This is a genomic window from Streptomyces sp. NBC_00249, assembly GCF_026342355.1.
Lineage (GTDB): Bacteria > Actinomycetota > Actinomycetes > Streptomycetales > Streptomycetaceae > Streptomyces.
The window spans coordinates 1,001,311-1,027,414 of the sequence record NZ_JAPEMV010000001.1 but is presented as its reverse complement, the minus strand read 5'-3'; the positions used below and the strand labels follow the sequence as shown (position 1 = coordinate 1,027,414).

General features: G+C 71.7%; 21 protein-coding genes. 9 read left to right on the top strand and 12 right to left on the bottom strand.

Annotated features, from left to right (window positions below; all coding sequences use genetic code 11):
- Positions 1–39: 39 nt before the first annotated feature.
- The 8 genes from OOK31_RS04520 to OOK31_RS04485 all read right to left on the bottom strand — a co-directional run bounded on the left by OOK31_RS04520 (position 40) and on the right by OOK31_RS04485 (position 9,637).
- Positions 40–1,236 carry a lanthionine synthetase C family protein gene (locus OOK31_RS04520; protein ID WP_267011013.1) on the bottom strand — a complete coding sequence of 399 codons (1,197 nt, stop codon included), beginning with the start codon at positions 1,234–1,236 and terminating at the stop codon, positions 40–42.
- The gene (locus OOK31_RS04515) at positions 1,233–4,202 is read right to left on the bottom strand and encodes a lantibiotic dehydratase (RefSeq protein ID WP_267011012.1); all 2,970 of its coding nucleotides are present in this window, start codon (positions 4,200–4,202) and stop codon (positions 1,233–1,235) included. Before OOK31_RS04515 ends, OOK31_RS04520 begins: the two co-directional genes overlap by 4 nt.
- 142 nt (positions 4,203–4,344) lie before the next feature.
- Positions 4,345–4,524 (bottom strand): FxLD family lanthipeptide, encoded by a 180-nt coding sequence (locus OOK31_RS04510; RefSeq protein WP_252310324.1) that lies wholly within the window; start codon positions 4,522–4,524, stop codon positions 4,345–4,347.
- Positions 4,525–4,526: 2 nt separating this feature from the next.
- Positions 4,527–5,771: a methyltransferase, FxLD system gene (gene fxlM / locus OOK31_RS04505; RefSeq protein WP_267011011.1), complete on the bottom strand. Its 1,245-nt coding sequence runs from the start codon at positions 5,769–5,771 to the stop codon at positions 4,527–4,529.
- A 174-nt stretch (positions 5,772–5,945) separates the two neighbouring features.
- The gene (locus OOK31_RS04500; protein ID WP_267011010.1) at positions 5,946–7,052 is read right to left on the bottom strand and encodes a hypothetical protein; all 1,107 of its coding nucleotides are present in this window, start codon (positions 7,050–7,052) and stop codon (positions 5,946–5,948) included.
- Positions 7,049–7,957 carry an NAD(P)-binding domain-containing protein gene (locus OOK31_RS04495; RefSeq protein ID WP_267011009.1) on the bottom strand — a complete coding sequence of 303 codons (909 nt, stop codon included), beginning with the start codon at positions 7,955–7,957 and terminating at the stop codon, positions 7,049–7,051. The genes OOK31_RS04500 and OOK31_RS04495 overlap by 4 nt, the downstream gene beginning before the upstream one ends.
- The gene (locus tag OOK31_RS04490; protein WP_267011008.1) at positions 7,954–9,105 is read right to left on the bottom strand and encodes a phosphotransferase; all 1,152 of its coding nucleotides are present in this window, start codon (positions 9,103–9,105) and stop codon (positions 7,954–7,956) included. Before OOK31_RS04490 ends, OOK31_RS04495 begins: the two co-directional genes overlap by 4 nt.
- A 127-nt stretch (positions 9,106–9,232) precedes the next feature.
- Entirely contained in the window at positions 9,233–9,637 is a 405-nt protein-coding gene (locus OOK31_RS04485) for a hypothetical protein (protein ID WP_267011007.1), read from the bottom strand.
- Between the two features lie 163 nt (positions 9,638–9,800).
- Between OOK31_RS04485 and OOK31_RS04480 the strand changes: the two genes are divergently transcribed.
- From OOK31_RS04480 to OOK31_RS04470, 3 genes are all read left to right on the top strand, one after another.
- The gene (locus OOK31_RS04480) at positions 9,801–11,180 is read left to right on the top strand and encodes a hypothetical protein (protein WP_267011006.1); all 1,380 of its coding nucleotides are present in this window, start codon (positions 9,801–9,803) and stop codon (positions 11,178–11,180) included.
- A 262-nt stretch (positions 11,181–11,442) separates the two neighbouring features.
- Positions 11,443–12,804 carry a tetratricopeptide repeat protein gene (locus tag OOK31_RS04475; RefSeq protein WP_267011005.1) on the top strand — a complete coding sequence of 454 codons (1,362 nt, stop codon included), beginning with the start codon at positions 11,443–11,445 and terminating at the stop codon, positions 12,802–12,804.
- Positions 12,801–13,691: a glycosyltransferase family 2 protein gene (locus tag OOK31_RS04470; protein ID WP_267011004.1), complete on the top strand. Its 891-nt coding sequence runs from the start codon at positions 12,801–12,803 to the stop codon at positions 13,689–13,691. The genes OOK31_RS04475 and OOK31_RS04470 overlap by 4 nt, the downstream gene beginning before the upstream one ends.
- Positions 13,692–13,923: 232 nt before the next feature.
- Here the strand turns inward: OOK31_RS04470 and OOK31_RS04465 are convergent, their stop codons facing one another.
- From OOK31_RS04465 to OOK31_RS04455, 3 genes are all read right to left on the bottom strand, one after another.
- Positions 13,924–14,577, bottom strand: a complete 654-nt coding sequence (locus OOK31_RS04465) for a CBS domain-containing protein (RefSeq protein ID WP_267011003.1) — start codon at positions 14,575–14,577, stop codon at positions 13,924–13,926.
- A 10-nt stretch (positions 14,578–14,587) separates the two neighbouring features.
- The gene (locus OOK31_RS04460) at positions 14,588–15,058 is read right to left on the bottom strand and encodes a cyclic nucleotide-binding domain-containing protein (protein WP_267011002.1); all 471 of its coding nucleotides are present in this window, start codon (positions 15,056–15,058) and stop codon (positions 14,588–14,590) included.
- A 95-nt stretch (positions 15,059–15,153) separates the two neighbouring features.
- Entirely contained in the window at positions 15,154–16,581 is a 1,428-nt protein-coding gene (locus tag OOK31_RS04455; RefSeq protein ID WP_267011001.1) for an MBL fold metallo-hydrolase RNA specificity domain-containing protein, read from the bottom strand.
- A 177-nt stretch (positions 16,582–16,758) separates the two neighbouring features.
- Between OOK31_RS04455 and OOK31_RS04450 the strand changes: the two genes are divergently transcribed.
- From OOK31_RS04450 to OOK31_RS04430, 5 genes are all read left to right on the top strand, one after another.
- A complete protein-coding gene (locus OOK31_RS04450; RefSeq protein ID WP_267011000.1) occupies positions 16,759–17,835 on the top strand; it encodes a zinc-dependent alcohol dehydrogenase family protein in 1,077 nt (358 codons plus the stop codon).
- A gap of 5 nt (positions 17,836–17,840) precedes the next feature.
- Positions 17,841–18,527 (top strand): pyridoxamine 5'-phosphate oxidase family protein, encoded by a 687-nt coding sequence (locus tag OOK31_RS04445; protein ID WP_267010999.1) that lies wholly within the window; start codon positions 17,841–17,843, stop codon positions 18,525–18,527.
- Positions 18,524–19,282 (top strand): HAD family phosphatase, encoded by a 759-nt coding sequence (locus OOK31_RS04440; RefSeq protein WP_267010998.1) that lies wholly within the window; start codon positions 18,524–18,526, stop codon positions 19,280–19,282. The genes OOK31_RS04445 and OOK31_RS04440 overlap by 4 nt, the downstream gene beginning before the upstream one ends.
- Positions 19,279–21,678: a glycoside hydrolase family 65 protein gene (locus tag OOK31_RS04435; RefSeq protein WP_267010997.1), complete on the top strand. Its 2,400-nt coding sequence runs from the start codon at positions 19,279–19,281 to the stop codon at positions 21,676–21,678. The genes OOK31_RS04440 and OOK31_RS04435 overlap by 4 nt, the downstream gene beginning before the upstream one ends.
- 84 nt (positions 21,679–21,762) lie before the next feature.
- Complete coding sequence (locus OOK31_RS04430) at positions 21,763–22,212, top strand: universal stress protein (protein WP_267010996.1); 450 nt, start codon at positions 21,763–21,765, stop codon at positions 22,210–22,212.
- A gap of 253 nt (positions 22,213–22,465) precedes the next feature.
- On the opposite strand, the gene OOK31_RS04425 is transcribed toward OOK31_RS04430, so the two are convergent.
- Positions 22,466–23,131 carry a class I SAM-dependent methyltransferase gene (locus OOK31_RS04425; RefSeq protein ID WP_267010995.1) on the bottom strand — a complete coding sequence of 222 codons (666 nt, stop codon included), beginning with the start codon at positions 23,129–23,131 and terminating at the stop codon, positions 22,466–22,468.
- Between the two features lie 517 nt (positions 23,132–23,648).
- Here OOK31_RS04425 and ppsA point away from each other — a divergent pair.
- Complete coding sequence (ppsA, locus tag OOK31_RS04420) at positions 23,649–26,090, top strand: phosphoenolpyruvate synthase (protein ID WP_267010994.1); 2,442 nt, start codon at positions 23,649–23,651, stop codon at positions 26,088–26,090.
- Positions 26,091–26,104 lie beyond the last annotated feature (14 nt).

The window sequence follows — 26,104 nt, the reverse complement described above, 5'->3', positions numbered from 1 at the left end:
CGGCGCGTGTGCTCTGGAGCACCTGGGCCGGTGCGGGGGTCAGGTGATGAGGAGGCAGGCGTCCCAGCCGGAGGCGGGCGGCCGGTCGTAGAGGGCCGTGGCCTGGGCGAGCGCCTGTCCGGCGGCGCCTTCGAGGAACCCGGTGTCCTCGGGCGCGTGCTGGCCGGTGAACGTGTCCGCCAGGCGGCGGGCGGCGGCACCGAGGCCCGGCGTGCGGGCGTCGCGGGCTGCCCGCCATACGGTCTGGAACAGTCCGGCCGCACCGTGGCAGAGGCCGGCGTCGGTGACCTTGGCAAGCTGGCGGGGGTCGGCGAGGCAGGCGGCCAGCGTGTGTTCGGCGGCTTCCTGCCGGCGGGTATCGGCGGTGGCGATGGCGGCGAGCTGGAGAGCGCGGGCGATGCCGGGGGTGCCGTAGCACCACGACGGCCGCCATGGCCCAGTCGCGTTGGGGCGTCCGGCCGCCGCTTCTTCGCGGGTGATCGTCTCCGGCCACCACGGGCCGCTCTCGCCGTCCTGGCGCCACTGGCCGAACCAGGCGGTGATGGTGGCGATGGCCTCGCCCTGCCCGTCCACGGCGACGCCCCTCCGCTGGGCCTGGGCGAGGAGGGCGAGCGGGCCGGTGATGCCGTGGGCCATGCCGAAGTTGCCGTGCCCGCCCGGGGTGTAGAAGCGGTGCGGGTCGTGGGCGCACCACCAGCCCGGCAGCGTCTGCCCGTGGACGGTCAGGGGCCGGGTGAGGGCGACGAGGTAGGTGAGCACGGCGGCGAGGGCGTCGCTGCCGGGGGTGTGGAGCAGTAGGTGAACGCCGATGCCGGTCAGGCCGTGCAGCAGGTCGTATTCGGCGAACGCGGGCAGCTCGCCGCGCCGGATGCGGGCGTGGGCGGCTTCGGCGCGGCGGTGCGCGAGGGCGGCGGTGGCCGCATCGAGCCGGTCCCGGGCGGTGCGGTGGCGGTCGTTGCCGTCGGCTCCGGCCGCGTGCAGGACGAACGCCAGGCCGGGGGCGCCGTAGCTGAGGCAGGCAGTGTCGGCTGCGGTCACATCCGCGTGGGTCGCGGCCGTCAGCCATGCTCCGACCGGCTCCCAAGTACCGGCCCCGGTCAGGGCGCGTTCGATGTGCCATAGAACGACCCCGGCCGCACCGGTCACGAGGGACTGCCCGAGCGCGGTGTCCCCGACCGGGTCGGGGGCGGCCAGACGCGGGCCGAAGCGGGTCTCGAGGACGGTGGCGGCGTTCACGGGCGGGCCTTGCGGCGGTGGGTGTGCGGGAGGGCTGCCGTGCGGGCGAGGCGATGGGTGACCCGCTCGGCGTCCGGGCCGCCTCCGAGGGCGCGAACGTGGTGGAGGTGGAGGAGGGAGCGGAGCACGGTCATCGGGTCCCGCTGATCGGCGAGGGTGTCCCGGTAGGCGGCGAGGGCGTTGGTGCGGGCGGCCCACGCCCCGGCCACGGCGGAGGCGTCGGGGGCGTGGCGCCAGACAGAGCCGGGGGCAGTGAGAGCGAGTGTGTGCCGGGTCAGGGCGGCTTCGACGGGTCCGCTCTCGCGCGGCAGGGTTGTGGCGAGCCACGCCCAGCCGTCGGCCGGGCAGGGGGCGAAGCACGTGGCGAGGTCGGCGAGCGAAGCGGCGGTGACCGCTTGGGCCGGAATGCCGGTACGGAGCGAGTACGCGATCTGGGCGAGCGCGGCGGCGCTGTCGGCGGCGAAGACCCGCTCGGCGGCCTCACGCGCCGCCCCGTGCCCGTAACGGCCGTCCTGCGGCCGGTAGGCGATCAGGTCCAGCCGGGAGGCGAGATGGAGGCTTCGCAGCTCGTCGGCCCAGGTACCGAGCCGTTCGGCGGCCTGCCCATAAGTGGCGGCGCCGTCCAGGCGGAGGTTGAGGACCAGGGGGCGGTCGCGGTTGGGGTGGGAGGCGTCGTGGTGGCGGGTGAACCACCAGCCTGGGGCCGGTTTCCATCCGTCGAGCAGGCGGGGCAGATGCTCGGTCAGGATCTCGTCCTGCCGGGCGGGGTGCCCGTGCAGGTGCGCGCACACCATGGGGGAGACACCGGGCGTCTGTGGTACGGCCGCTGGGACGGCGGGTCCGACCGGGGCGGGGGTGGGGGTAGTGGCGTGCAGGACGGTCAGGAACTCGTGGGCGCGGCCCATGAACCCGCCCGCGTCAGGTGACGTGGAGCCTGCGGCCGGCGAAGGTGCTTCACGCACTTCCACCTCCCCGGCCCGATCCAGGCGGGCCCGGAGGAGTTCGCGGTGGAGCGGCACGTCCAGATCGAGGGGCAGCCGCATCTCGGTCTCGGCCAGGACCACCTGCGCCGGGACGCGCTGCCGGTTCCGCCACCGGGCGAATGCCTCCTCCCACTCGGAGCGCGCGGCGGCCGGGCCGGGTAAGACGCTTGCGGCCAGTAGCCAGCGGGCCGGGGCCAGGACGGTCCGGCCGTGGCGGAGCCGGGGCAGGAACGGGAGGCGGGAGGCGGCGCCCCAGTCGGGCAGCCGCCAGACGGTACGGCGGGCGCCTGCGACTTCGGCGAGGAACCGAGCCAGGGGCGAGGTCTGCACGCGCGGCTCCAGCGCGTGCAGCACGCGGGGCTCAAGGACTTGTCCGGTGGAGCAGCGGATCAGGTACAGGTGGCGGGCGTCGCAGGTGACGGCGAGATCATCGAGCGGGATGTTGCCGGGCCCCTGTTCGGGCCAGCCGAGGGAGACCGTGTGCTCCAGCAGGCGCGGGGTCCGGACGACGTTGGAGCTGCGCCGTCTGCGGGCCGGGAAGACGAGCTGGGCGGGCAGCGGCCCGGCCGGGCCCGCCAAGGCGGTGGCCAGCGCGGCGGCATCCTGCTCGGGCAGGAGGTCGGCGAACCGTCCGGCCATGGACGACGAGGGCCGGGCCGCTGCCGTCAGCCACAGCTCGAACCGGCCCCGCCGCACGGCGTCCGCATCGTCGGCGGAGAGCTGGAAGGCGAGCTCCACCGAGGGGAGCAGCGCCAGCTCGTCGGCGTCGACCACGGCCAGCGAGGCGAGGAGGGGCTCGGTGAGGGCCACCTCGCGGGCCCCGTCGAGGGCTGCCTGCTGGGCGAGTGCGAGGAACGCTTCGTCGCGGGCGGACAGCATCCGGGCCGGGGCCTGGCGGTCGGCCCCCAGGAACCCGGGCGGGAAGCCGAGCCCCCCGTCACCCACCAACTCCATGACGGGCACGGCAGCACCGGCCCCGTACGTCTGACGGAATCGCTGGTGGAAGTCACGCCAGACCGGATTCCCGAACGGGTACGGCGAGAGCCGGGCCAGCACCGACGCCGCCGACTCGGCCTCGGACAGCACGCCGGCGGGAATGGTGACCTGGGCGTCGAGGACCGTGTCCGGCCAGGCCGGCGAGGTGCTGCCGGTCACCTCCGCGGTGGGGGATAGGAGCGGACCGGGCGTGACGGTGGGGTCGGTGAGGGTACGGAGCTGGGCGAGCGGGTCGGCGGCCGTGGCCGTGGCATCCAGGACGGACAGCAGCACGCCATGCTCCAAGAGCTGGACGAGGAGGCCGTGGATGCTCTCGTTGTCGGCGTGCGGGTAGTCGGCGGCGACGGCCCGGGCGACGTCCGGGAACGAGGCAGGGGCGGTGGCGGCGGCCAGGGCGGTACGGACGGGCCCGGTGGCCGCCACGGACACCTCCAACGGGGCGAGGCTGTCGGCGGGCGTACGGCCGGGCCCCACGATCCGGCCTCCCCGGGCACACGCGGCTGGGTTCGCCACGACGAGCAGATGTTCGCGTATGCCAGCGTGTGAGGCGAGCTGGTCGGTCACGGCGCCCAGCCAGGCGGCGTCCGGCCGCAGCACGGCCCGGTGCCCGCTGCCCCACAGGGCCTGCGGGGTGGGCCCGGTGCGGGCGGGCGCGATCCCGGCGAAGTGCCCGAACGGGGTGGCCCGTCCCTGCCAGCGCAGCAGGTAGGCCGCGGTGGAATGCACCAGCCGCCGGACCTCCTTCGTATACGGCACGGGAGCGGTGAGCAGGGCCGTGGTCTGCGCGGCCAGAACGGGGCTTGCGGCCTCCAGCGCCTGCCGGGCCTGAGGGTGGCTCCAGACGGCTTCCAGCCAGGCCCTTCCGCGTTCGGGCCCGCCGGGCCCGGACAGGTCCACGTCGGACGCGGGAACTCCTGTGCCGGGGTGCGTGGTGGCCCGCACCATCAGGGCCTGCGTGTGCCGGTACAGCCGTGCTCCGCGCCCCATAACTCTTCGCCCCCTGGCAGTTGTCGTGGTGTGGTCGTGGTGCCGCCGGGCACACACGTGTGCCCGGCGGCGGGGATGGTGCAGGTGACGGGGAGCACGGCGGCCGGCCACCCTGCTCCGCCTCACCTTCGCGGCGGTCCGGTCAGGAGGGGTCGTTGACGGACGACGCGCACGCAGTGGAGCCGTTGGAGCAGGTCGAGCCGCAGCCGTCGTCGGTGCTGCGCAGGAGGCTCGCGACGGGCGCCCCGGCCTCGACCACGCGCACGTCCAGGTTGAATTCGCCGCTCAGGCCGGTCGTTGCCGTGGCGATCTGCTTGGTCATGATCACTTCTCCTTGTTCGCGGTGGTGCTCTGGTTGGCCTGGTCCTCGCGGGGCCAGGAGATGACGATGCGGCGGTGCCGCTTGGTGATGACCCGGCCGGCGGGCAGCTCGGTCTCGGGGGTCGTGGCGGGGTAGGCGTAGATCACCGGCTCGCTGCGGCGGTGGTCGCGGTCCCAGACGCGGATCTCCTCCACGAGGGCCTGGGCCACGGCCTTGGCGTCGGGGCCGTAGCCGTGCGCCCCGAACTCGGCCCGGTCGCCGTCGCGTCGGATGGTCATGTAGGCGAGGGAGGCCCCGTCGAGGAGGGACAGGCAGGCCGACTTGTTCTGCGGGGCGATGAGACCGGTGTCCAAGTCCCCGTCCACGGACATGAGGCAGAAGCCGTCCAGGGCGGTCGCCAGCCACATCTGCAGGCCGGTGAACGGCTCGCTCATGGCCACGGTGACCCCGGACCAGAGTTCGGCCCGCTCGGTGTCGAACACCCCGTTCAGGGCATCCGGGTCCTCGGGCCAGCCCTCGTCGAAGCGCAGGGCGATCTCCTTGCCCCGCAGCAGGAGCAGGCGTTCCTGGTGTTCTCCGGCGCCCTGCATCGTGACGAAGCCGCACATCTGGGCGGACCGGGAGACGAGCCGGTCGCCGTCGCGGTCGAAGGCCACCGACCGGCTCAGGCCCCGCATCCGCAGCGGGACGACGAGGCGCCCGCCGTCGCTCAACTGGTCGGTCCAGGCGGGCGGGATGTCCCAGGCCCCGGCGGTGACGATCAGCCGGTCGAGGGCTCCGGTATCCGGGATACCGCCCTCAGCATCGACGGTGTGGACCTTGACCCGGGCGTAGCCGTTCTCGTTCAGGAGCTTGCGGGCCCGCGCGGTGACGTCGGAGTCGATGTCGACGGTGGTGACCACCCCGTCGTCGCCGACGAGTTCGGCCATGAGCGCGGCGTTGCAGCCGCCCGATCCGACTTCGGCCACGTCCTGGCCGGGCTTCAGGTCGGCCTGCTCCAGCATCATGGCTTGAATGCGCGGCGCCGATACCGAGCTGACGGCGATGCCGTGCTGGTCCCTCTTGGTGGGGACCGCCGACTCCACCTCGTAAGCCTTCTCGGGCGTCGCTTCGGGCGCGAACCGGTGACGGGCGACCGTCAGGAACGCGGCTTCGACCCGCTCGCTCGTGATCATTCCGGCCTTGACCATGTTGCTGGTCATCGCCAGGCGCAGCGCGGTCGCGTTGTCATCCGTCGTGTCGGTCAACGTCTCTCTTCCTTCTTGTCGGTCTCCGTGGCGGGTCCCGCCCCGGGAGCCCGTGGCGGGGGTTCAGCTCACACCACCGGCCGTACCTGGGTGTGGTGTTGGTGGGGACGCGCCCGGCGGAGATGACCGGGAGCACGCGCGCCGGCGTGGTGCTGTTGAGTACCTGCCGCGGGTTCAGGTGCCGGCGAGTTCGGCGAGGAATTCGGCGTTCGCCTTGACGTCGTGGCCGAGGACCACGTTGTGGCGGGGCAGGTCGGCGAGGCGGGTGGCCAGGAGTTCGCGGGTGACCCGGCTGGCTTCGCCGGTGGGGGCGAGGCCGAAGACGTCGGGGTAGCGGTCCTCGGTGGCCCCCGTGAAGAAGTCGTCCTCGCCCAAGGCCCGGCCGTCGCCGAGGACGGCCGGGGCGGCGTCGGGGTCGATACGCGGGAAGACGATCTTGGCGGCGCTGCCCTCGGTGGCCAGGGCCAGCCCGAGCCAGGTCACCAGCTGGTCCGGGAAGAACTGCGGCTTGAGCTCCTTGCCGGAAGAGGAGCGAATGGGCAGGCGACGGCCGTCCAGAAGGGCGCGGGTGACGGACTCGTGCTGGGTGGGGTGAAGCTGTTCCCCGGACAGGACGCGGGCGCGTACGTCGTCGTAGAGACCGATGGCGTCGAGGAAGCCGAGACCGATCGCGGCGGCCGACGGCCACGGCAGCACGGCGACCCCGCCGTCTTCGTTGGGGCGGACGAACACGCGGTCGTTGGCCAGCAGCTGCCATCCGGCGCGGGCCAGGAGGAACCCGACGGTGGACTTCCCCGCGCCCTTCTCGCCGAGGGCCAGCACGGTACGCCCGTCGCGGACGGCGGCGGAGGCGTGCAGGATGCGCCAGCCGTCCGCGAGGAGCCTGGAGCGCAGGACCTCGCGGGCCAGGCGGGCGGCGGCGAGCGCGACGGGCACCTCGTCGCAGCCGACGATCCGCAGGAGGCCGGGCTCGTACCGGTAGGCCAGGCGCTCGCCCGGTTGGACGGCGGCCACGACACCGTCCTTGCCCCGGGCGTACAGCATGGGCTCGTTGGCGTACAGGCACTCCTGGTGCGGGCCCTCGCCGATCTGCTGGGCGAGGGCGGCGACCTCGACGGCCTCGACGTCGGCGGCCACGACCGGACCGGCGTGCGGGGCGACAGCGTCCACGGCGTTCCACCACGGGCCGAAGTAGCGCATGGACCAGTCGGTGATCACCGCCGTACTGCTGGTCACGGTGACGTGGGCTTGGGCGGCGTTGATGCGGGTCGCGAGGGTCATCGGGCTCCTTCGAGGTGGTGGGAGATCGTCTTGCACGCGAGGTGGATCTTGTGGTCGGCGGCGGCGAGTAGACGCCGTTCGGCCGGGTCCAGGCGGGGCAGGCGGACGGCCGGGCGTCCGGCGGTGAAGTGGACGGGCAGGCCGAGCTGGGCGCCCTGGTGGTCGACGGACAGCTCGACCGGCCCGTCCTCAAGGCCGAGGGCGTGGGTGAGGGCGTGGAGCACAGCGCCGGCCGGACCGCATCGGCCCCGGCCGATCCCGGCGTTGATGCGGCGCGGGCGGGCGCCAAGCTCGGCCCGTACGGCCCGGACAGGGACACGAACGTGGTGGCCGTCGACGCGGGTGGTGGAGGTGCACAGAACGGCGGCGTCGCCGTGCTCACCGATCACATGCCCGCTCACGCTCTCGACGGGGACGGCGAGTTCGGCGGCCAGCGCGAGGCGGTAGCGGGCGGTGTCAGTCGCGGAGCCGACCCCGTACACGCGGGCCGCGCCGGAGGCGCGGGCGAACAGCCACGTCAGCGGGTCGACGGGGTTGGTGACGACCACGGCCGTCCCCTCGTACCCGGTCAGGGAGCGGGCCAGGGCGGCGATCAGCGGGGCGTTGGCCTCCAGACCGGCCATCCGGACGTCGGCGGTCGCGGTGTTGGTGAACTTCGCCCGGGGGGCGACGACCACGGCGGCGCAGTCGCGCATGTCGGCGGGGTGGGCGGTCTGGGCCCGGACGGGCGAGCCGACGATCTGGGCCATGTCCTGGAGGTCGGTGACCAGAGCGGCGGCCGAGCGGTCGCTGCCGGAGGCGATCAGGACTTCCTCGCACCATCCGCCGGCCACCAGGAGGGCGGCGACGGTCTGGCCGACGGCTCCGGCTCCGATGACCCCGACGGGGCCGGTGCGCGCGCTCATCGTCCGGCCGCCGTTGCCGCGTGGTCCAGGGCCAGGCGCCATACGGTGCGGCCGTCCATCGACACGGCCGCAAGGAGCGCGGAGACCCGGTCGAGGAGCGTGCACACGGCGGGTGCCTGGGCGATCAGCGTGCGGGCCGACTCCGGCAGGGGCAGGCCGGTAGGGGCGGTCAGGTAGGTGGTGAAGATGTTGACGGTGTCCATGAGCCACAGGACGACCAGCTGCCGCAGCCACGCCGCCCGCTCCGCCGGGGTCAGCCGGTAGGTGGCCAGGTCGGTGAACTGGCCGATGCCCTGGAGGACTGCGGTGGCGCCGGGCCCGGCCGGGGGCTGGACGATGAGCCCGAGGACCGTGCGGGAGACGAGCTTGGCGACGTCGGATGCCGGGTGGCCCATGGCCAGGCCCGGGTCGATGAACGTCGGCCGCCTCTCCGGCCCGTCCGGGAAGACGACGTGCTCCGGCTTCAAGTCGCCGTAGACGATCCCGCTGCCGTAGCTGCCGGACAGCCGCATCTTCCGCAGCCGTGCCACGACGGCCCCCAGGTCCGGTGCAGACGGCCCGGTCAGGGACACGTATGTGTCCCCGGAGATCCCGTTGAACTTCCGGGCGAACGTACCTTGGACGGACCGCTCCCGGATCGCGGCGCCCTCCACCAGTGCGGCCACCGCAGGCTTCTGGAGCGCGCCCAGCTCCTCGGCCACGCCCGCCAAAACGTCGAACGTGCGGTGCGGGTCCTTCGCCAGGATCTCGCCGAGCGTCACACCGTCCACGGGCTCGGTGAACAGGACCCCGCCGGCCAGTCCGGCCACCGTCGCCGTCCCGAGTCCGGCTCCGGCCAGTGCCCCGTACTGGGCGGCCTCCCGCTCCAGCAGCGCGCCGGGCGACGATAAGTACGCAGCCTGTTTGGCCCTCACCTCCGCCCAGTCCCCGTGCGTGCCGCGCAGCACCGACGCCAGCGACACCCCCAGTAGGGACACCTTCGCGAACAGCGGCCGCCCGGCGGCCTCCACCCGGCGGACGTACCCGGTCACCGACGGGATGTGCGGGCCGACCACCACCGGGCTGTCCGGCCACAAGGCGGCGGCGGCCTGGGCGATCCGCTCGTCCGCGTAGGCGAAGACGTTGTCCGGGCTGACGGTGGTGTTCACAGTGGGCTCCTCGATGACGGGCGAAGGTGGTGCGGAACAGGTGCGCCGGCGAAGGTGCTGTGGAGCACCTGCCGCGGGTGGAGGGCCCCGGCCGTGGCCGCCAAGGCCAGGCCACGGCCGGGGCCGGTCAGGCGGCCCGCCGTCTGGCGGGCGAGTGGTTGTCGGCCGCGTACCGGGCCAGGTGCTGGGCGAGCTTGGCCAGCAGCCTCAGCGAGGCGACCGGGTCCCCGCCCCGCGTGGCGGCCATGTTGCGGGCGTGGTGGACCGTGGCGAGAGCTATGTCGCGGCCCCGGCCATCCGGCATCCAGTCGGCGAACTCCTGTGCGGGGCCAGCGAGGTTGGTGATGTGCTGCCGCAGCCGCTCCCGGATCTGCGCGGCGGCCGTGCCGTAGGGGGCGTGGTCGGCGAGCGCGAGCGCGGTGTCGATGTCGCAGGCGACGTCCACGGAAGAGGTGACCGGCGGAACCTGGGCCGGCGGTGCGATGCCGGCCCTGGGCCGGGCGGGGAGGATCGGTGCGCTCGTGCGGGACATCTCCATAGCTCCTGTTCACGGCTGATCCGGATGAGAGCAGCACCGAGAAGGCCGCCGGGCGGCCGGTTCCTCGGGCATGACGACTATTCAACTCACCGTGATCGGGCAGGGGTACCGTGTCGGCGAGGGCAAGCGGTATATCGGGTATACGGGCAGGTGCTTCATGGCCACACGCACACCGAACGACCGTCTCCGCGATGTGATCGCGGAGACCGGCTTAACGTACGAGGCCGTCGCGAAAGCGGTCCGGTCCGTCGCGGCCGAGTGCGGGACGGCCCTGCGGACGAACAAGTCGGCCGTGGACCACTGGGTGCAGGGCGCCCGACCACAGCCCGACACGGCCCGCTATCTGGCCGTCGCGCTCTCCCGCCGCCTGGGCCGCCTCCTGACCCGCGTGGAGTTGGGCCTCGCCGACGCCGACCCGGACGGCCATGACAGCATCGGTCTCACGCTGGGGGGCGATCCGATCGACTCCCTGATTCCGATGTGGAGGGCCGAGTTGGACCGCAGACGCTTCCTGTCGGCCTCCGCCTACTCGGTGGCCGCCGCCGCTCTGCCCCTGGCGTACGTGCGCGATATCGCGGAGAGGACCGCAGCCGCCCGCTCCGGTCAGGTCATCGGGATGGCCGAGGTCAACGCCGTGCGCGACATGATCGGCATGTTCTCCGACATGGACGAACGCCATGGCGGCCAGCACGGCCGCTCCGCCCTGGTGACCTACCTCCGCGACGACGTCGCGCCGCTGTGCCGGGGCCGGTTCCGCACGGACGAGATCCGCGCCCAGATGCTGTCCGCCGCGAGCCGGGGCGTCCATTTGCTGGGCTGGAAGTCCTACGACGCCGGACAGCAGGGCCTCGCCCAGCGCTACTACCTCCAGTCCTACGGGCTCGCTGTAGAGTCCGGGCTGCCCGGCCATGACGGGTTCGTGATGCGGACCATGGCCATGCAGGGGCTCAAGCTGCACCGTCCCGAGCACTGCCAGGGCCTTGCCGAGACCGGCCTCACCCGGGCCAAGGGCCGCGTGGACTCCCAGACCGAAGCCCTCTTCCGCGTCGTCCACGCCCACACCCTGGCCAAGACGGGACTGTCGGCCGCTGCCCTCGCCGAAGTCGGCCGGGCCCGCGCCCTGCTGGAACAAGGCAGCCAGCGGGGCGACGAGGTGCCGTTCTGGGGCCTGGCGTGGGGGCCTGTGGCGCCGTCGGTGTTCTCCCGGACGGCGAAGGTCTTCGAAACCCTCGGGGACCACCGGGCCGCCGCTGCCGAGTACCTGCACGCCGCCGCCACGAGGCCCGCCGGAACCTACGCCCGGATCGTGGCCCTGGACCTGGTCGCGGGGGCGGAGCTCCACCTCAAGCGCGGCCGGATCGAGCAGGCGTGCGCCACGTTCGGGCAGGCCATGGACCACATGGAAGGCGTCCGCTCCGTGCGGACCCGCAAGGCCGTCAAGACCATGCGGGCCGACCTCGCACCCTTCCGGACCCGGGGGCTTCGCTGCGCGGCCGAGCTGGACGAGCGGGCCGTGTCGTTCCTCGCCACCGCGTAGGAGGTGACCGGGAGCATGCGGGCCGGCGGAGGTGACGCCGGTCCTGGGGTGGAGCGGTGTTGTCGTACGAGACATCTCCCTGGCTCCTGTTCGCGGTGGTCCGTGCAGGGCGAAGCGTCGGCGTGGGGCCGGGTTTCCGGACAGGTCCCGGGCCGATCGCGTTTGGCGTTACGGCTATTGAACTCACGGTGATCGGGTGGGGGTACCGTGGGCGGCGGGGCACCTTGTTCAATCTGTTCAAGATCGCTGCGGGGAGTGCGAGTTGGCGGAGAGCCGTAGTCCGAACACCGCCCTGGCGGACGTCATCGCCGAGGCCGGATGTACCTACGAGGTCCTGGCCAGGGACATCCGTGCGGTGGCCGCCGAGTCCGGGGTGACGCTGCATACCTCCCGCTCGGCCGTTCACTCCTGGGTCATGGGCGGTACACCAAGCGGTCAGACCCGCTCGTACATCGCCGAAGCCCTCACCAGAAGGATGAAGCGGAAGGTCACGCCCACAGAGATCGGTCTAGGCTGCGCAGGCACCGGCGAGGCCCTGGGGGCCGATCCACTGGCCAACGCCACCGACCTCGGGAGACTCGTGATGCTCCGTCGCAGGAACTTCCTCAACGCCGCGTTCGCGACGGCAGCCGTCGCCCTGCCGCTCGGCTACGACCACCAGGCCGTCGCCGCGACCCTGCGGGCAGCCGAACGCGGCGGCGCCGTTGGCACCGAGGAAGTCGCCACCGTGCGGGAGCTCACCGAGACGTTCCGGAGCATGGATGAACGCTTGGGCGGCGGCCACGGCCTGACGATGGTGACCGCCTACCTCACCGATACCGTGGTCCCCATGCTGGAGGGCCGCTTCCCCTCGGAGCCGGTACGGCGCAGCGCGTTCGGGGCGGCGGCGACTCTGGCCTGCCTGGTGGGCTGGAAGCACCACGACTTGGGCCGCGAGGGCGCCGCCCAGCGCTACTACCTCCTCGGCTTCCAGTTGGCCTGCGAGTCAGACCCGTACGGGCACGCCGCGTGGATGATGCGGGCTCTGACTCACCAGGCCCTCGACCTCGGTCACCCGCAGGCGTGCATCGGTCTCGCGGAGGAGGCGCTGCGGCGTGCGACGGGCAAGGTCGACCGGCAGACCGAGGCCCTGCTGCTGGTCACCTGCGCCAGGGCGTACGGGGCTGGTGGGCAGAGCGGGAAGGCGGCGGCGGCCCTGCTGTCGGCCGAGGACGCGATGCTCACCGCAGGTGACCCGGTGCCTGGCTACGCTGCCGCGTCGGGTCCGGTCGCGGCCACCGTTGCTTCGCACACCGGCAAGACCCTGACCGAGATGCGCGACCACCGGGCTGCCGAGAAGCACTACCGGGCGGCGCTCAAGGGACGGACGCCGGGGACCTATCAGCGGGTTCACGGCCTGACCATGGTCAACATCGGGCGGTCGGTCGCCGCGCAGCAGCGGCACGAGGAGGCCGTGGCCGTGTGGGGTCGGTCGCTGGACTTCATGGATGGCCTGGTCTCGGACCGGACCGTGAAGGAGATCAGGGCGATCCAGTCCACGGCTGCCAGCTACCGCAAGCGCCAAATCCCCGGAGCTGGGGCCTTGCACGAACGCGCCGTCGACCTGCTGCGAGCCCAGGCATGAACCGCGCCCGGACCGGTTCGCCTACGGTCGGCGTCGTGATCATCACCATGGGAGACCGGGAGGCTGAACTCCGTGCTCTCCTCGAGTCGGTGGCAGCCCAGGAAGGCGAGCCCGCCACGGTCGTCGTGCTCGGGCAGGGAGCGAAGCTCCCCGCTCTGCCGGACCCGGTGGCGGCCGTCGAATTGCCGGAGAACCTGGGAATCCCCGGCGGCCGGAACGCCGGGGTGCGGTGGCTGCACGAACACGGCGGCGCCGACATCGTCCTCGTCCTCGACGACGACGGCCTCCTCTCTCGAACCGACACCCTCCACCTGGTCCGGGAAGCGTTCACGGCGAATCCGAAGCTGGGGATCGTGGGCTTCCGCATCGCCGACGAGAACGGCGTCTCCCAGCGCAGGCACGTCCCCCGCCTCGGGGGCGCCGACCCGCTCATCTCTGGGCCGGTCACGACGTTCCTGGGCGGCGCCCACGCCATCCGAATGGACGTCATCGACCAGGTCGGCGACTTCCCCGACAAGTTCTTCTACGCCCATGAGGAGACCGACTTCGCCTGGCGGGCCCTGGATGCCGGGTGGGAGATCGACTACCGGGCCGACCTGGTCCTGACTCACCCCCGTACCCCGGCCTCCCGGCACGCGGTCTACTACCACCACACCGGCCGCAACCGGGTCTGGCTCGCCAAGCGGCACCTGCCCGCCGTCCTCGTCCCGGTCTACCTCGCCACCTGGGCCGCGTACACGCTGGCCCAGCGGCCGCCGCTGGCCGGGCTGAAGTCGTGGTGGGCTGGATTCTTCGAGGGGGTGCGGGTGCCGTGCCCGCCACGGCGTCCGATTCGGTGGCGGACCGTGTGGCGCATGACCCGACTCGGCCGACCACCGGTGATCTGACCTTCCCCGGTTTCTGGTCTGTGAGGTGAAGGGGAGCACGGGCGCCGGCCGCGTGCACCCCCGTCGTCTCACCGCGAATCAGGTCAGCTGCCGCCAGCGGCATCGGTGTCATTGGGGCGGCCCACCAGGTCGACACCACCGGGATCTCGACGTCCGACTTTGCGCCGGCCCCCATCGGCCGCGCCAGTAGCTAGGCGTTGTGTTCCTTCACTCAAGCCCGGCGAGGCCAAGGTCATGGCGAGGTGGGCGTCTCCAGCTGGCAGTGGACCTGCACGATGCCCTCGACGGAGTGGGTGAGGCGTTCGGCCATCCCAATCAGGTGGCTGTCTCTGACTTGGCCGGTCAGGGTGGCGATGCCTTCCGTGACGGTGACCTTGACGGCCTCGTGGGAGAGGGGGAAGAGGCGTTCGACGACGGTGCGGCGGATCTCGGTGGCGAGTTCCTCGTCGGTGCGGAGGAAGACCTTGAGGAGGTCGGCGCGGCTGACGATGCCCTTGAGGGTGCCGTCGGCGTCGACGACCGGGAGGCGCTTGATGTGCCGGTCGGCCATGAGGCGGGCGGCCTGAGGCAGGGTGGCGTCGGGGCGGATCGTGACGGCCGGGGTGGTCATCATGTTCTCGGCGCGGGTGGAGCCGGCCTTGGCGGTGTCGCCGAGGCGGCGCATCTGTTCGATCAGGCCCGGGCGGTGCTCGTGGAACTCCTCCTTGGGTAGGAGATCGGCCTCGGAGACCACGCCGACGACGCGGCCCTCGCCCTCGATGACAGGTAGGGCGGTCACCTTCCACCGCTCCATCGCGGTGGCGATGTCCTTGAAGCCGGTTGAGGGGGTGACGGCGATGACCTTGGTGGTCATGACATCGGCGACGGTGTACGGGGTGGAGGTCATGGCGGGGTCCTCAGCGTGCGTAGGCGAGCGGGGTGCCGCTGCCGTGAGGGGCGAACAGGTCGAGGAGGCGGGTCCGGGCGGAGTCGAGCCGGTCGGCGATGACGGCGGCCACTGCGGTGGAGACGGACCGGCCGACGGACGAGTCCTCGTTGCACAGCTCCCGTACGGCTGCGGCGTCGAACTCCAGGGCGCGCACGTCATGGGAGGCGGTGGCGCCGAGGTGCCAGCTGTAGGGCGGGAACATCCAGGACCAGCCGAGGAGCTCGCCGTAGCCGAGGGTGTCGACGACCACGTTCTTGTGGCCGGGGACGTGGGTGTCGAGGTCTACGGTGCCGCGCTGAATGATCCAGAACTCCTCGGCCCGCTGGTGCTCCTTGAAGATGCGGGTGCCGGCCGGGAATGTCACCTGGTGGGAGTGGGCGAGCAGGGCTTCGCGGGCTTCCGGTGCCATCGCTTCGAGGATGGTGTGCATGGTGCTCATGGAGTGCCTCCAACCCTTCGCATCCACCCTGCTCGGTGGCCCACCGTGTCCGGGAGGGCCGCGCGGTGCACACCGCCGGGGCCGTCCGGCCCGGGTCAGCGGACCAGGACGGCCTCCCCGGATTTGGGTACGACGGCCGTCCATCCCAGCTCGTCGTCGATGCGGTCCCGCAGGGTTTCGGCGGCGGTCTCTTCGCCGTGGACAAGGTAGGTGGTGTGCGGGGCGGGGGCGTCGCGCAGCCAGTCGATGATCTGGCCGGCGTCGGCGTGCGCGGAGAAGTGCGGGACGTCGGCGACCTCGGCGCGGACGGGGACGTATTCGCCGAACATCTTGAGCGTGCGGGCGCCGTCCACGAGGTCGCGCGAGCGGGTGCCGGCGGCGGCGAAGCCGACGATCACTACGGCGTTGCGGGGGTCGGGCAGGATCCGGTGGAGGTGGTGCAGCACGCGGCCGCCGGTGGCCATGCCGGCGGACGAGACGATGATCGCTGGTCCGGTGGTGCTGTTGATGTCGATCGATTCCTGGACGGTCCGGGCGGCCAGGAAGGGCTCCGGGCTGATCGCCGCCTCGCCCTGGGCGAGGATCTCGGGGCGCAGCTCGGGCGAGTGCGCCCGCACGGCGTCGCGGTAGACGTCCAGTGCGGCCAGGGCCATGGGGCTGTCGACGTAGACGGGTACGTGGCGGGGCAGGGTGCCGTCGCTGCGCAGGGTGGCCAGCTCGTGCAGGACGACCTCGGTGCGGTCGATCGCGAAGGCCGGGATGACCACGGTCCCGCCACGGGACAGCGTCCGCGTGATCACCGAGGCGAATTCCCGGCGGGCGCTCTCGTGGTCGTGGCGGCGGTTGCCGTATGTCGACTCCATCAGGAGGACGTCGGCGCCGGAGAACGGCTCGGGCGGCAGGAGGAGTGGGTGGCCGGGGCGGCCGAGGTCGCCGCTGACGGCGAGGGTGTGGCCGTCTTCCAGGGTCAGGTGGGCCCAGGCGGAGCCGAGGATGTGACCGCCGTGGTGGAGCATCAGTTTCGTGCCGGCCATGATCTCGATCTCGCTGCCCACCGGTACCGGGTCGAAGTACTTGATCGTGTGGTCGACGTCGGCATCGTCGTACAGCGGCTTGGCGGGCCGGTGCTTGGACCAGCCGTGCTGGTTGGCGTGCTCGGCGGCTTCCATCTGGAGGCGGGCGCTGTCACGGAGCACGATCTCGGCGAGCCGGGCCGTGGTGGCGCTGGTCAGGATCGGTCCGCGGAATCCGTGCCGGACCAGTCGAGGCAGGTAGCCGCAGTGGTCCAGGTGGGCGTGGGTGACGACGACGGCGTGGATGTCGGAGGCGTCGCAGGGCAGCTTGTCCCAGTTGCGGCGCCGTAGGTCCGCGACACCCTGGAAGAGTCCGCAGTCGACGAGTATCCGGGCGTGGTCGCTCTCGACCAGGAACTTGCTGCCGGTGACCGTCCGCACCCCGCCCAGGAACCTCAGCAGGGCCGGGCGGGCGGTAGCAGGAGACGGGGACGGGGCTGGCTGGGACATGGCAGCAGCCCTCCTTTCGGAACGGATGCCGGTCTCCACCGTGGCACCGGAACGCCCTGCCCGCTGGGGACCGACCGGTCCCGGGTAGGGGCCGACCGGCCCAAGCGGGACGGAGGGAAACGGGCACAGCCTGACGGTGACCCCCTCCCGCACAGCACACAGAGAGAAGGCCGCGCCATGAAGGCACTCGTCTTCCACGGGCCCGGACAGACCTCCTGGCAGGACGTCCCGGACCCCTCCATCAAGGACGCCGCCGACGCCATCGTCCGGGTCGACGCCGTCACCATCTGCGGCACCGACCTGCACATCATCAAGGGTGACGTCCCCGAGGTGACACCCGGACGGATCCTGGGCCACGAGGCCGTGGGGACCGTCGTCGAGACCGGCGGCGATGTCCGCAGCGTCCGCCCCGGTGACCGCGTCCTGATCTCCTGCATCTCCGCGTGCGGTCGCTGCCGGTTCTGCCGTGAAGGGCACTACGGCCAGTGCCGCGGAGGAGGCGGCTGGGTCCTGGGCCACACCATCGACGGCACCCAGGCCGAGTACGTCCGCGTTCCCTTCGCCGACCTCTCCGTCCATCCCCTTCCCAGCGCCCTGGCGAGCCACGAAGCGGTACTGCTCGCGGACATCTTCCCGACCTCGTACGAGGTGGGTGTCCTCAATGGCAACGTGCGCCCGGGCGACACGGTCGTCGTGGTCGGCGCCGGACCCATCGGCCTGGCCGCCATCGCCACGGCACAGCTATACAGCCCGTCCCGGATCGTCGCCGTCGACCTCGCTGCTTCCCGTCTGGCAGCTGCGCGGGACCTCGGGGCCGATGCGACCGTCAGCGCGCAGGAGGAGCCGGAGCAGCTGGTGGGGGACCTCACGGACGGGCTCGGCGCGGATGTCGTCATCGAGGCCGTCGGCGTACCCGAAGCCTTCGAGATGTGCACCCGCATGGTCCGCCCGGGCGGCCGGGTAGCCAACATCGGCGTGCACGGCAAGCCCGCCGTCCTCCACCTCGAAGACCTGTGGATCAAGGATGTCACCATCACCACCGGCCTCGTCGACACCCACTCGACTCCCATGCTGCTGCGCATGATGGCCGCCGGCCGCCTGCCCGGTGCTGCGATGGTCACGCACCGGTTCGAGCTGGACCAGATGGAAGAGGCGTACGACGTCTTCTCCCGCGCCGGCGAGACCGGCGCCCTCAAGGTCGTACTCGGCGGACCGCAGCACGACACCGTCGCCGTACCGCCCCAGGAGCAGTGATCGCCGTGAAGAGCATCCCGCGATCCCCGGAGCAGTCGTCCGGAGAGAGGACCGGACGAACCGACCTGGGTCGTCGCCTGGCGGCCCGCCGTGAAGCCCTCGGTCTTAGCCGCGAGGAACTGGGCCAGCGGTGCGGAGCGGATGGTAACTACATCGCGTACCTGGAGGAGCACGCCGCCGCTCCCGCTATTGGCACCCTCGCTCGCGTCGCTGATGCCCTCGGCCTCACCGTCGACGACCTGACCGGCGCCAGCGCCCATCGAGTCGCCGGCCGATCCACTGCCCGGCGCGACAGTACCCTCGTACCGCTGGACGAGCCCGAATGCCAGCGCCTGCTGAACACGTACGGCGTGGGCCGCATCGCCATCTTCACCCCCGACGGCCCCGCCGTCCTCCCCGTCAACTACCTGATCGCAGGACCCGACATCGCTTTCCGCACCTCCGCGGAAGCCGTCACGGCCAGGGCCGCCGGAACCGAGGTCGCCTTCGAGATCGACAACATCGACGACGTGACCGCCACTGGTTGGAGCGTGCTGGCCGTGGGCGAACTGGCAGCCGTCACGGACCAGCACGAAATTCAACACCTCAACACCACGGCCCGCTCCCAGCCCTGGGCCGGCGGCCCGCGCACCCACTGGATGAAGCTCACCCCCGCCCGCATCACCGGCCGTCGCGTGGTGCACGACTCATGAACGACCTACGCGCGGTCGTCTTCGACACCGACGGAGTGCTCCTCGCCACGGCGGACCGCCACGCGGCTGCCTGGAAGGAGACCTTCGACGGCTGCCTCCCCGAGTGGCAGCCATCGCACGCCGGTGCACGACCGCGCCCGTTCGACGCAGTCCGCGAGTACCGGGACCTGGTCGACGGCCGCTCCCGCCTCGATGGCGTACGCGCATTCCTGACTGCCCGGCACATCGACCTTCCGCCCGGAAGCTCGGAGGATCCGCCCGGGTGCGCCACCGTCCACGCGGTCGCCGCCCGCAAGGAGGAAGCCTTCTCCACGATGCTGCGGACCGAAGGCGTCCGTGTCTTCGACGACGTGCGGCCCGTGCTCCGGGAACTGCGGGAGAAGGCGATCCGGTGCGCAGCCGTCTCGGCCTCCCGGCACGCCCGCTCGCTCCTGGAATCCGCAGATCTCCTCAATTACTTCGACGCCTTGGTGGACGGCCAGGACGCGGCCGCACTCGCCCTGCCAGGCAAACCCGACCCTGCCCTCTTCCTCGAAGCTGCCGGCCGCCTCGGCGTGACTCCCGCACACACCGCCGTGGTGGAGGATGCACTCGCCGGCGTCGAAGCCGGACACCGAGGCCGTTTCCGCCTCGTGGTGGGACTCAACCGCGAAGACGACCCGCACATGAGGGACGCCGTGCGTGCACATGGTGCTCACCTCGTCCTCCCGGACCTCGGCGGGCTGCCCGCCGCACTCGAAGGCGAACGCGCGTGACCACCGTCTGGCGCTGGGAGTACCCCCGCTACGACCCCAAAACCGAGCGGCTGGTCGAGTCCCTGTGCACCCTGGGCAACGGCCGTTTCGCCACCCGCGGTTCAGCCCCCGAAAGTGTCGCCGACGACGTCCACTACCCGGGCACCTACCTCGCCGGCTGCTACAACCGGCTCGACTCCATCATCGGCGGACGAACGGTCTCCAACGAGGACATGGTCCGGCTGCCGGACTGGACCGCCCTGAGATACCGCTGCCTGCCCGAGGGCGCACCGCCCGGCGACTGGCTCACACCCGACCACCCGACCCTGCGCCACAGCCACGTGTCGCTGGACCTGCACGCCGGAACGCTCACCCGCCGCATGCTCTTCCACGACGCCGAAGGCCGCCGCCTGGGCGTCACCCACACCCGCCTCGTCCACATGGGCGACCCGAACCTGGCCGCCCAGAACTCGGTGTTCAGAGCGTACGGCTGGAGCGGCGGGATCGAGATTGAGTCCGTGCTCGACGGAGACGTCGTCAACACGGGAGTCGAGCGCTACCGCGCCTTGGCCGGGAGGCATCTCGTCGAGCACCGGGCCGGAGTGAAGGCGGAGGGCACCGCCTGGCTCTCCTGCACCACAACCACCTCCCGGGTACGGATCGGGCTCGCAGTCCGGACATCAGCACGTCCTGTGGCACCGGTGGGCCGGGCATGCACAGCCACCACCGCCACGCAGGCATTCGTCTTGCCGATCAAGCGGGCCGCCCCGGTCGTCGTCGTAAAGACCGCCGCCCTGTGCACCTCGCTCGACCGTCCCTCAGCCGATCCGCTGCGGCGGAGCATCGACTGCGCCACACACGCCCCGGACTTCCCCACCCTGCTGGCGTCCCACCGCGCATCCTGGCAACGCCTCTGGAGCGAAGGAGAGTTGAAGGTGCCCGGAGAGACCGGCAAGGTTCTGCGGCTGCACGCCTTCCACGTCCTGCAGACCCTCTCGCCGCACACCGCGGAGCTCGACGCCGGCGTTCCCGCCCGCGGCCTTCACGGCGAGGCGTACCGGGGCCACGTCTTCTGGGACGAGTTGTTCGTCCTGCCCTACCTCGCCCTCCACCTCCCCGAGACCGCTCGCGCCCTGTTGATGTACCGGCACCGCCGGCTCCCTGTGGCTCGGGAGACCGCCCGCCGGGCTGGAGCGAAAGGGGCGATGTTTCCCTGGCAGAGCGGCAGTTCCGGCGCCGAGGAGACGCAGCGGCTGCACCTCAATCCGCGCTCGGGCCGCTGGCTGCCGGACCACTCGCACCTCCAGCACCACGTGGGCTCGGCCATCGCCTGGAACGTGTGGCAGTACGGGCAGGCCACCGGCGACGCCGGATTCATGCACGGCCCGGGCGCCGAACTCCTCCTGCACATAGCCCGCTTCTGGGCGGACGCGGCAACGTGGGACACCGGCCTCGGCCGCTACCGGATCCGCGGCGTCGTCGGACCGGACGAGTACCACGATGCCTACCCGGACGCTGTCGCTCCCGGGATCGACGACAACGCCTACACCAATGTCACCGCCGCGTGGGTACTGGCCCGCGCCCTCGACCTGTACGGGGAACTTCCGCCGGCCCGGCGCGCGGAGCTCCTCACGCATTTCGGCATCGGCCCCGACGACCTCACCGCCTGGGAGGACGTCTCCCACCGCCTGTACGTGCCGTTCCATCGCGACGTGATCAGCCAGTTCCACGGCTACGGGGACCTCGCCGAGCTCGACTGGGACGGCTACCGTGCCCGCTACCACGACATCCGGCGCCTGGACCGCATCCTGGAGGCCGAAGGCGACACACCCAACCGCTACCAGGCGTCCAAGCAGGCCGACACCCTCATGCTCGGCTACCTCTTCCGCCCCACAGAGCTCGAACAGCTCTTCCTTCGGCTCGGACACCGCCTCGACGACGGCCTCTGGCGCAGGACGGTGGACTACTACCTGCGCCGCACCTGCCACGGCTCCACGCTCAGCAGCCTCGTCCACGGCTGGATCCTCGCCCGGGAACAGGGCCCGGACGCATGGCGCTACTGCCAGGAAGCCCTGCTCAGTGACATCACCGACGTCCAGGGCGGCACCACAGGCGAAGGGATCCACCTCGGAGCCATGGGCGGCACCCTCGACCTCGTCGAGCGCGGCATCGTCGGACTCGAACCCCACGCCGACGGCCTGCACATCGACCCCGTCCCCCTCTCCGAAGTGCCCGGTTCCTCGTTCTCGATCTCCTACCTGGGGCACCGGGACATCCGTATACGGTTCCGGCCCGGCCGGCTCGGCATCAGCGTCCCCTCGTCGCTCCTGGGCCCGGTGCCCTTGGTGCTGCCCGGAGACCGGAAGGAATGTATTGCCGCAGGCCAGGAGCGGTGGTTCCGGTTGCCGAAGGGCTGACAGGGCAACCAGCGCAAGCTCGCGTGGCGGTGCGTTCCCGATGCGCACACTGTGGAGGTATCAGCCGTTGGAAGGGTGAACGGGATGGACAGGCAGCAGGAGGCTCCGCGGATCGTGGCGGGTGTCGACGGATCGCCTTCGTCCCAGGCCGCGCTGCGCTGGGCGGTCCGGTACGCAGGGCTGGTGGGCGGGCGAGTAGAAGCGGTCGCGGCGTGGGACCTGCCCGGTGCCGCGTCTTGGTCGGCCCCGGCGGTCGACGCAACGTTCGACGAGGAAGAGGCCGAGCGGCGTCTGGTCGAGGAGGTCCGCACGGTTCTCGGTGAGGACGGCGCCGCCTCCGTGCACCAGCGCCTGGTGCGCGGCAATCCGGTCGACGTCCTGGTGGATGCGGCAGAGGGCGCGGACCTGCTGGTCGTGGGCAGCCACGGTCGCGGCGGCTTCAGCCGAGCCCTCCTCGGTTCGGTGAGCCAGCAGGCGGCGCTCCATGCGCCGTGCCCGATCACCATCGTCCGGGCGGACATCCCCGTCGAGTGATCCCGCCCCGGGTACGCCTGGCGTACGGCTGTGGGTCAGGGCATCAGGCTGCAGTGTGACCTCCTGAGCCCGGAGCGCATACGCCGGCCGTGGCCACAGGGTGGTGTATGCGCCCGTCTAGGCAGGTCTGGCGAGACTGACCCTCCGCATGCCTGGGGCGAGTGCTGGCACTACAACGCCAGTCTTTGGGATCCCTGGCCCGCTTCTCAAATCGGGCGGGCATGCCCGTCGGCGTCGTTGCACGCGGCCAGCGTTACCGGGGGACGGTCTGGGTGACGCGCCACAGCCTTCGGGGGAGGCTGCCTTCCTCGAACGCGGCAACCTCATCCAGGGTCCAGTTCTTGGCGAGGTCGTCGACCAGGTCGCGCGGGAAGAAGTGGACGGCGAAGCCGCCGTGTTCCCAGACGTCGTCTCCGTGCCCGGTACCGGCCTGGTAGTGGGCGTCCCCGATGTGGCGGACGGTGTAGACGAAGGATCCGCCGGGCCGCAACACCCTTCGCACCTCGGCTACCAGGGCGTGGATCTCCTTGGTGGACAGCGCCATGCAGAGCAACATGTGCGCGAACACGGCATCCACCGAGGCGTCCGCGAGCGGCAGGGGCTCGCGGACGTCGTGAACCGCCGTGGTGATCCGCCCGGCCATGCCTTGGGCCGCGGCGGCCTCGCGCAGCTGATCCAGACCGACCGGGCTGAAGTCGGTGGCCATGACGGAGAAGCCTTCGCGGGCGAAGTACAGCGCGTCACGGCCATGGCCCGCACCCAGCTCCAGCACCTCGCGGGCACCGGTCGCCCGGAAGACGGCCGCGGCACGGATCGCCGGCTCGGAGGGCTCGGCGCCGTACATGCCGGGATGCTCGCCGTAGGTCCGCTGCCAGTGCGCACGCTGGACCTCGGCCAGCTCCTGCTCTGACTCCGACACGCTGACGCCTTCCTGACCGGGCCGGTGTCGAACAACCGGCCCCCGTCAGGCCACCCTAGAGGGACCCCAGGTCGTTGCCTCGCCCGGCCGCTGCCAGTCCGGTCGGTTCTCGTGAATATCGACTTCGTCCTGAACCGGGTGACTCCCAAAGCCGTGAACAAGCGGAACTCGTGAACAAGGCCAGAGGGCTCTGAACAGGGCGAACCGGAGCCATGGCCAGGTCCGAGCGCCCACTCAGTACCGGGCCCCCGGGCCGATCGGCCCCGCACCGCAGCGGCCCACTCGGCCCCGCGCGAATGGCCCCCTCGGCACTGCGGCCCCGGTGCCGTACCGGGTGATCGTGGAACCCGGACGCCATTCCGGCGCCGCCTTCCGAAGAGGGTGACCACGATGCAGCGCATTCGGATCCAGACCCGGCCCAAGCAGCCTCACAGGCCCGCTCCGCTGGATCTGCGCACGCCGTCCGGCCGCCCCCTGCCGTACTGATCCCTGCCGACACGCAGCCCCGGAGGACGTCATGGGACACATACGACGCATCGCACCGTTCACCGAGCTCGGCCGAGGCGACATCAGCCGGGTCGGCGGCAAGAACGCCTCCCTTGGAGAGCTGACCAGACGGCTGACCGCAGCCGGCTTGCGCGTGCCGCCCGGCTTCGCAACGACCGCCGACGCCTATGAGGAACTGCTCGACGGACACGGCCTGCGCACCCGCATCCAGGAGCAGCTCGACCGGCTCCACGACGGTGTCGCGCTCGAAGACGTCGGAGCAGGCATCCGTTCAATGATCACGGGCGAGCCTCTGCCCGAAGCCCTGACGACCGAGATCATCACGGCGTACGAGGCCCTCGGCCGAGAGCTGGGCCGCAGCGACCCGGAGGTCGCCGTACGCAGCAGCGCAACCGCCGAGGACCTGCCGGAGGCCAGCTTCGCCGGCCAGCAGGAGACCTATCTGAACGTGAGCGGCGCCGTACAGCTGCTGGACGCGGTGCACCGCTGCTTCGCCTCCCTCTACACCGACCGTGCGATCGACTACCGGGAGCGGATGGGCTTCGACCACCTCCAGGTCGCCCTGTCCGTGGGTGTCCAGGTGATGGTCCGCTCCGACCTCGCCGGGGCAGGGGTGATCTTCACCCTCGATCCCGAGAGCGGCTTCCCGAACGTCGTCGTGGTGAGCGCGGCCTGGGGGCTGGGTGAGACCGTGGTCAGCGGCCAGACCGACCCCGACGAGTACACCGTCTTCAAGCCCGGCCTCAAGGACCCGGCCCTGAACCCCGTCATCGACGTGCGGATCGGCGCCAAGCGTCGCAAGGCCGTCTACGCGGAGCGTGGGCTGACCGACACCGTGGACACCACCGCAGAGGAACAGGCCCGACGGGTCCTGACCGACACCGAGGTGCGGCAGCTCGCCGAGTGGGCCGTTGCCGTCGAGGACCACTACGGCTGCCCGATGGACCTGGAGTGGGCGAAGGACGGCATCACCGGCGACCTGGCGATCGTGCAGGCGCGGCCCGAGACCGTGCAGTCCCGCCGCCGCCCCACGACCCTGCGCCGCTGCCGCCTGACCGCCGCCCCGGGTGACGCCCTCGTCGAAGGCATCGCGGTGGGCGAAGCCATCGGAGCGGGTGCCGTCTGCCGCATGGACACGCCCGTGAACCTGGAACGCTTCCCGGCCGGAGCCGTGCTCGTCACCTCGATCACCGACCCGGACTGGGAACCGGTCATGAAGCGTGCCGCGGCCATCGTCACCGACCACGGCGGCCGCACCTCACATGCCGCGATCGTCAGCCGGGAGCTGGGCGTACCTGCGGTTGTCGGCACCGGGAATGCCACCGCAGTGCTGCGCGACGGCGACGACGTCACCGTCTCGTGCACCGAAGGCAGCCGGGGCAAGGTCTACGCGGGCCGCCTCCCGTACGAGGAGACCGAGACGGACCTGGCCGCCCTGCCCGCCACTCGTACGCGGGTGATGCTCAACCTTGCCGACCCGTCCGCCGCCTTCCGCTGGTGGCGGCTGCCCGCGGACGGCGTGGGTCTGGCCCGCCTGGAGTTCATCGTCGCGCACCAGGTCAAGGTCCACCCCATGGCCCTCCTGCACCCGGAACGCCTGGATGCGGCCGACCGCTGCGCCATCGACCAGCTCACCGAGGGCTACCTCGACCGCGGCCAGTACTTCACCGACCGCCTCGCATACGGCATCGCCCGGATCGCCGCCTCCCGCTGGCCCGACCCCGTCGTCGTCCGCACCAGCGACTTCAAGACCAACGAGTACGCCAAGCTCCTCGGCGGCCGCCCCTTCGAACCGGTCGAGGCCAATCCGATGATCGGATGGCGCGGCGCCAGCCGCTACTACAGCGACGGCTACCGGGAAGGCTTCGCCCTCGAATGCCAGGCCCTTCGCCGGGTACGCGAGGAGATGGGCCTGACCAACGTCATCATCATGATCCCGTTCTGTCGCACCCTGGAAGAGGCCGACAAGGTCCTCGAAGTGATGGCGGCTGAAGGACTCCGGCGCGGCGAGAACGGCCTCAAGGTCTACGTGATGGCAGAGGTCCCCTCCAACATCCTCCTCGCTCAGGACTTCGCCGAGCGCTTCGACGGCTTCTCCATCGGCAGCAACGACCTCACCCAGCTCACCCTCGGCGTCGACCGGGACTCCGAAGCCCTCGCCCACGTCTTCGACGAGAACAACCCGGCCGTCACCGACCTCATCCGGATCCTCCTCCCACGGGTCCAGACCCTGGGACGCCCGGTGGGCCTGTGCGGACAGCGGCCCAGCGACGACCCGGCCTATGCCGCCTTCCTCGTCCGTGTCGGGATCGACTCGATCTCCGTCGCCCCCGACAGCTTCGCCGCCGTCAAGCAGCACGTCGCCGACACCGAGGAGAGCCGCTACGGGGAGGACCGAGTGGTCCCCGTACGGATCCGTCCGGCCCAAGCGGAGCAGCCGTCGGCCGCGTGACAGTGGCATCAGCA